Origin of the sequence: Tepidimonas charontis, assembly GCF_007556685.1 — a bacterium.
In the GTDB taxonomy this organism is placed as follows: domain Bacteria; phylum Pseudomonadota; class Gammaproteobacteria; order Burkholderiales; family Burkholderiaceae_C; genus Tepidimonas; species Tepidimonas charontis.
The window spans coordinates 1-5,009 of the sequence record NZ_VJON01000073.1 but is presented as its reverse complement, the minus strand read 5'-3'; the positions used below and the strand labels follow the sequence as shown (position 1 = coordinate 5,009).

Sequence of the window (5,009 nt, the reverse complement as noted above, 5' to 3'; positions counted from 1 at the left end):
ACCGCCCGCGCGCCATCCACGGCTTCTACCCCCCGATCGCCGTCTACCAGGCCATGCTGGAGAAGGTCACCCAAACCAGCCACTCCCTTCAGTGATTCCACCGTTGCACTTGGTGCTTGATACCGCCCTGGAAATCCGCCCGCAGTGTCCGCAGCTGGAGCACATTTTGTTCGACGACCCGCGTGGGCTGCGCAATTACGACGCGCCCGGCCTGGCGGGGCTCAAGGAAGTCGAGGCCGCCGGCAAGGTCTATTGCGAAGAGCACCCCGACTTTTTCCAAGAACAGGTCGAACAGGGCCAGCCCGACGACGTAGCCGCGATGTTCTTTACCTCCGGCACCACCGGCAACCCCAAAGGCGTGGTGCACACCCACTACACGCTGCTCAACCGCGCACAGGTCGGCGCCGCATTCGACAAACTCACCGAACGCGAGGAGGTGCTGGCCTACCTGCCACCGGCGTGGATCGGTCAAAACATCTTCAGTTACGCGCAGTGGCTGGCGTGCGGCTATGTGGTGAACTGCCCCGAATCATCGGCTACGGTGGCGATCGACCTGAAGGAAATCGGCCCGACGTACTACTTTGCGCCACCGCGCATCTTCGAGGGCATGCTGACCAGCGTGATGATCCGCATGGAAGACGCCAGTGCCGTCAAGCGCGCGCTGTTTCATCGCTTCATGGACGTGGCGCGTCGCGTCGGCCCGCGCCTCATGGACGGCCAGTCCGTCTCGCTCGGTGAGCGGCTGTTGTACGCGCTGGGCGACGTGCTGGTGTACGGGCCGCTGCGCAACAACCTGGGCTTTTCGCGCGTGCGCGTGGCCTACACGGCCGGTGAGGCGATCGGACCGGACCTGTTCACGTTCTACCGCTCGATCGGCATCAACCTCAAGCAGCTCTACGGCTCGACCGAAACGGCGGTGTTCGTTTGCCTGCAACCCGACCACGAAGTGCGCGCGGACACCGTGGGCGTGCCGTGCGAGGGCGTCGAAATCAAGCTGTCCGACCAGGGTGAGATCTTGGTGCGCTCGCCTGGACTGCTCAAAGAGTATTACAAGAACCCCAAGGCTACGGCCGAGGTGCTGGACGCCGAGGGCTGGTATCACACCAGCGATGCGGGCTTCATCGACGCCAACGGGCACCTCAAGATCATCGACCGCGTCAAGGACGTCGGGCGGCTCAAGGGCGGCCCCAACGATGGCGCGCTGTTCGCGCCCAAATACGTCGAAAACAAGCTCAAATTTTTCTCCTTCATCAAGGAGGCGGTGGCCTTCGGTGATGGGCGCGACAAGGTGTGCGCGATGATCAACATCGACTTCGAGGCGGTGGGCAACTGGGCCGAGCGGCGGGGCCTGCCCTACGCTGGCTACACCGACTTGGCCGGCAAGCCCGAGGTCTATGCGCTGATTCAGGACTGCGTGGAAAAAGTCAATGCCGACCTCAGCCGCGACCAGATGCTGTCCGGCAGTCAAATCCACCGCTTCCTCATCCTGCACAAGGAGCTCGACGCCGACGACGGCGAACTCACGCGCACCAACAAAGTGCGCCGCGGCTTCATTGGCGAGAAGTATGCGGTCCTGGTGGAGGCGCTGTACGGCGGCAAGAATGAGCAGTACATCGAGACCCAGGTCAAATTCGAAGACGGCCGCACCGGCGTCATCAGCGCGACCCTGCGCATCGCTGACGCCAAAACCTTTGCCCCCATGCAGGCGGCGGCCTGACCGCACCAGGCCGCGCCCACTCGTGACGAGGATGCCCCATGGCCCACAAACAGATCGGCGACGTCATCCTGGACGTGCGCAACATCAGTCTGCGCTTCGGCGGCGTCAAGGCGCTCACCGACATCTCCTTCGACGTGCGTGAGCACGAGATCCGCGCCATCATCGGCCCCAACGGCGCCGGCAAGAGCTCGATGCTCAACTGCATCAACGGTGTCTACACCCCGCAGGAAGGCTCCATCACCTTCCGCGGCCAGACGTTCAAGCACATGAACTCGCGCCAAGTGGCCGAGATGGGCATCGCGCGCACGTTCCAGAACCTGGCGCTGTTCAAGGGCATGAGCGTGCTCGACAACATCATGACCGGACGCAACCTGCGCATCAAAAGCAATCTGTTCCTGCAGGCACTGCGCATCGGCCCGGCCGAGCGCGAGGAGATCGAGCACCGCGCATTCGTCGAGCGCATCATCGATTTCCTCGAAATCCAGGCCTACCGCAAAACGCCCGTCGGACAACTGCCCTATGGGCTGCAAAAGCGCGTCGACCTGGGCCGCGCTCTGGCCATGGAGCCGCAGATGCTGCTGCTGGATGAGCCGATGGCGGGCATGAACGTCGAGGAAAAGCAGGACATGTGCCGCTTCATCCTGGACGTGAACGACGAGTTCGGCACCACCATCGTCCTCATCGAGCACGACATGGGCGTGGTGATGGACATCTCCGACCGTGTCGTCGTGCTGGACTACGGCAAAAAGATCGGAGATGGCACGCCCGATGAGGTGCGCAACAACGAAGACGTCATCCGCGCCTACCTGGGCACCAGCCACTGAAGGAGTGCAATCCCCATGGCCTTCTTTCTCGAAACCGTCTTTGGCGGCCTGATGTCGGGCATGTTGTATGCCCTGGTGGCACTGGGCTTCGTGCTCATCTTCAAGGCCTCGGGCGTGTTCAACTTCGCCCAGGGCGCCATGGTGCTGTTTGCCGCCCTGGCGATGGCGCGCTTTGCCGAGTGGTATCCCCAGTGGTTCGGCTTCGACAGCCTGCTGCTGGCCAACGTGCTGGCCTTTGCCACCGCAGCGCTGATCATGTTCGCGGTGGCCTGGTTGATCGAGGCGCTGGTGCTGCGCCACCTGGTCAACCAAGAAGGCGCCACGTTACTGATGGCCACGCTGGGTATCACCTATTTCATGGACGGGCTGGGGCAGACCCTGTTTGGCAGCGACATCTACCAGATCAACATCGGCATGCCCAAAGACCCCGTCTTTTTATTCGAAAACACGTTCGAGGGTGGCATCCTCATCAACAAAGAAGATCTGATCGCCGCCGGCATTGCCGCAGCGCTGGTGGCGGCACTGTCGCTGTTCTTCCAAAAAACCAGCACCGGGCGCGCTCTGCGCGCGGTGGCCGACGACCACCAGGCCGCGCAGTCGATCGGCATTCCGCTGAACCGCATCTGGGTCATCGTGTGGTGCGTGGCCGGGATCGTGGCGCTGGTGGCCGGCATGATTTGGGGCTCCAAGCTCGGCGTGCAGTTTTCGCTGTCCACCGTGGCGCTGCGCGCGCTGCCCGTCATCATCCTCGGCGGCCTGACCTCGGTGCCGGGCGCCATCGTCGGCGGCCTCATCATCGGCGTCGGCGAAAAGCTCTCCGAGGTCTACCTGGGGCCCTACGTCGGTGGCGGCATCGAGATCTGGTTTGCCTACGTACTGGCGCTGGTGTTCCTGCTGTTTCGCCCCCAGGGTCTGTTCGGCGAAAAGATCATCGACCGCGTCTGAACCCCGCACGGCCCCCCGCAACCCCCACACCCCACCGCCATCGACCGGAGACGAAGACCGTGTTCTACCGCGAAAACGGACAGTTCAAGACCACCTACCGGGAGGATCAACAGATCTTTCCGATCGCCCAAGACCGCTGGGCCATTGGCGCGCTGATCGTATTCGCCTTCGTCGGCGTGCCCCTGCTGGCCGACGAATATCTGTTCCGCGCCATTCTGATTCCTTTTTTGATCTTGGCCTTGGCGGCCATTGGCGTCAACCTGCTGGTGGGCTACTGCGGGCAGATTTCGCTTGGCTCGGGCGCCTTCATGGCAGTGGGCGCCTACATGGCCTACAACGCCTTCACCCGCATCGATGGCATGCCGCTGATCGCGGCGCTGCTGATCGGTGGCTTGTGCGCCACCGTGGTGGGCATGTTCTTCGGCATCCCCAGCTTGCGCGTCAAAGGGCTATATCTGGCGGTGGCGACGCTGGCCGCACAGTTCTTCTGCGACTGGGCATTCCTGCGCATCGGCTGGTTCACCAACTACACGCCGTCGGGTTCGGTGTCGGTGTCGAACTTGAGCGTTCTGGGTTGGCGCATCGATACCCCCGCCGAAAAATACCTGTTCTGCCTGAGTTTCGTTGCCGTGTTTGCCCTGCTGGCGAAAAACTTGGTGCGCTCGGCCATCGGGCGTGAGTGGATGGCGATCCGCGACATGGACGTGGCCGCCGCGGTGATCGGCATTCGCCCGATGTACGCCAAGCTGTCGGCGTTCGCAGTGAGTTCCTTCATCATCGGCGTGGCGGGAGCCCTGTGGGGGTTCGTGCACCTGGGTTCCTGGGAGCCCGCAGCGTTCAGCGTCGACCGCTCTTTTCAGCTGTTGTTCATGGTCATCATCGGTGGCCTGGGCTCGATCATGGGCAGCTTCTTCGGTGCCGCCTTCATCGTCGTGTTGCCCATTTTTCTCAACCAATTTCTGCCCTGGCTCGGCGCACTGGTCGGATGGGAGATCTCGACCGCCACCGTCTCGCACGCCGAGCACATGATCTTCGGCGCTCTGATCGTCTGGTTCCTCATCGTCGAGCCCCACGGCCTGGCCAAGCTGTGGAGCATCGGCAAACAGAAGCTGCGCCTATGGCCATTTCCACACTGATCGCCAGTGTGCATCTCTTTCCCCACCCGTGCTTCCAACCTGAAGGAGACAGACCATGAAGCTACGTTCCACCGTCCTCGCCGCCGCCACCGCAGCGGCCGCCCTGTCCAGCGCGCTGGTGGGCCCCGCCGCCTACGCGCAGGCCAAAGAACAGTTTTTCCCTGTACTGGTGTACCGCACGGGGGCATACGCCCCCAATGGGGTTCCCTGGGCCAACGGCTTCGTCGACTACCTCGTCGCCCCTGAAATATTCATAACATCATGATTTTTCTTGTGTTATTGTCTGTTTGCGAGTACAATTTCCCCCAGATTTGATGGTCTGATGCGCCGTTTTCTGGGAGTTTTTCGATGTTTGCCTGCCCCGCCACCGAGGACTTCTTCCGCTTG

The 5,009-nt window shown here is 62.3% G+C and carries 4 protein-coding genes and 1 pseudogene; all 5 read left to right on the top strand.

The window, feature by feature from the left end:
• Positions 1-112 precede the first annotated feature (112 nt).
• A complete protein-coding gene (locus Tchar_RS13170) occupies positions 113-1,717 on the top strand; it encodes an AMP-binding protein (RefSeq protein WP_236640474.1) in 1,605 nt (534 codons plus the stop codon).
• 38 nt (positions 1,718-1,755) lie between these two features.
• Positions 1,756-2,541, top strand: a complete 786-nt coding sequence (locus tag Tchar_RS13165; protein ID WP_144329443.1) for an ABC transporter ATP-binding protein — start codon at positions 1,756-1,758, stop codon at positions 2,539-2,541.
• Positions 2,542-2,556: 15 nt separating this feature from the next.
• A complete protein-coding gene (locus Tchar_RS13160) occupies positions 2,557-3,486 on the top strand; it encodes a branched-chain amino acid ABC transporter permease (protein ID WP_144326719.1) in 930 nt (309 codons plus the stop codon).
• A gap of 59 nt (positions 3,487-3,545) precedes the next feature.
• On the top strand, positions 3,546-4,622 hold the full coding sequence (locus Tchar_RS13155) for a branched-chain amino acid ABC transporter permease (RefSeq protein WP_144326720.1): 1,077 nt from the start codon (positions 3,546-3,548) through the stop codon (positions 4,620-4,622).
• 55 nt (positions 4,623-4,677) lie between these two features.
• Positions 4,678-4,857: pseudogene (locus tag Tchar_RS13150) on the top strand (ABC transporter substrate-binding protein); the annotation flags it as partial.
• Between the last annotated feature and the right edge of the window lie 152 nt (positions 4,858-5,009).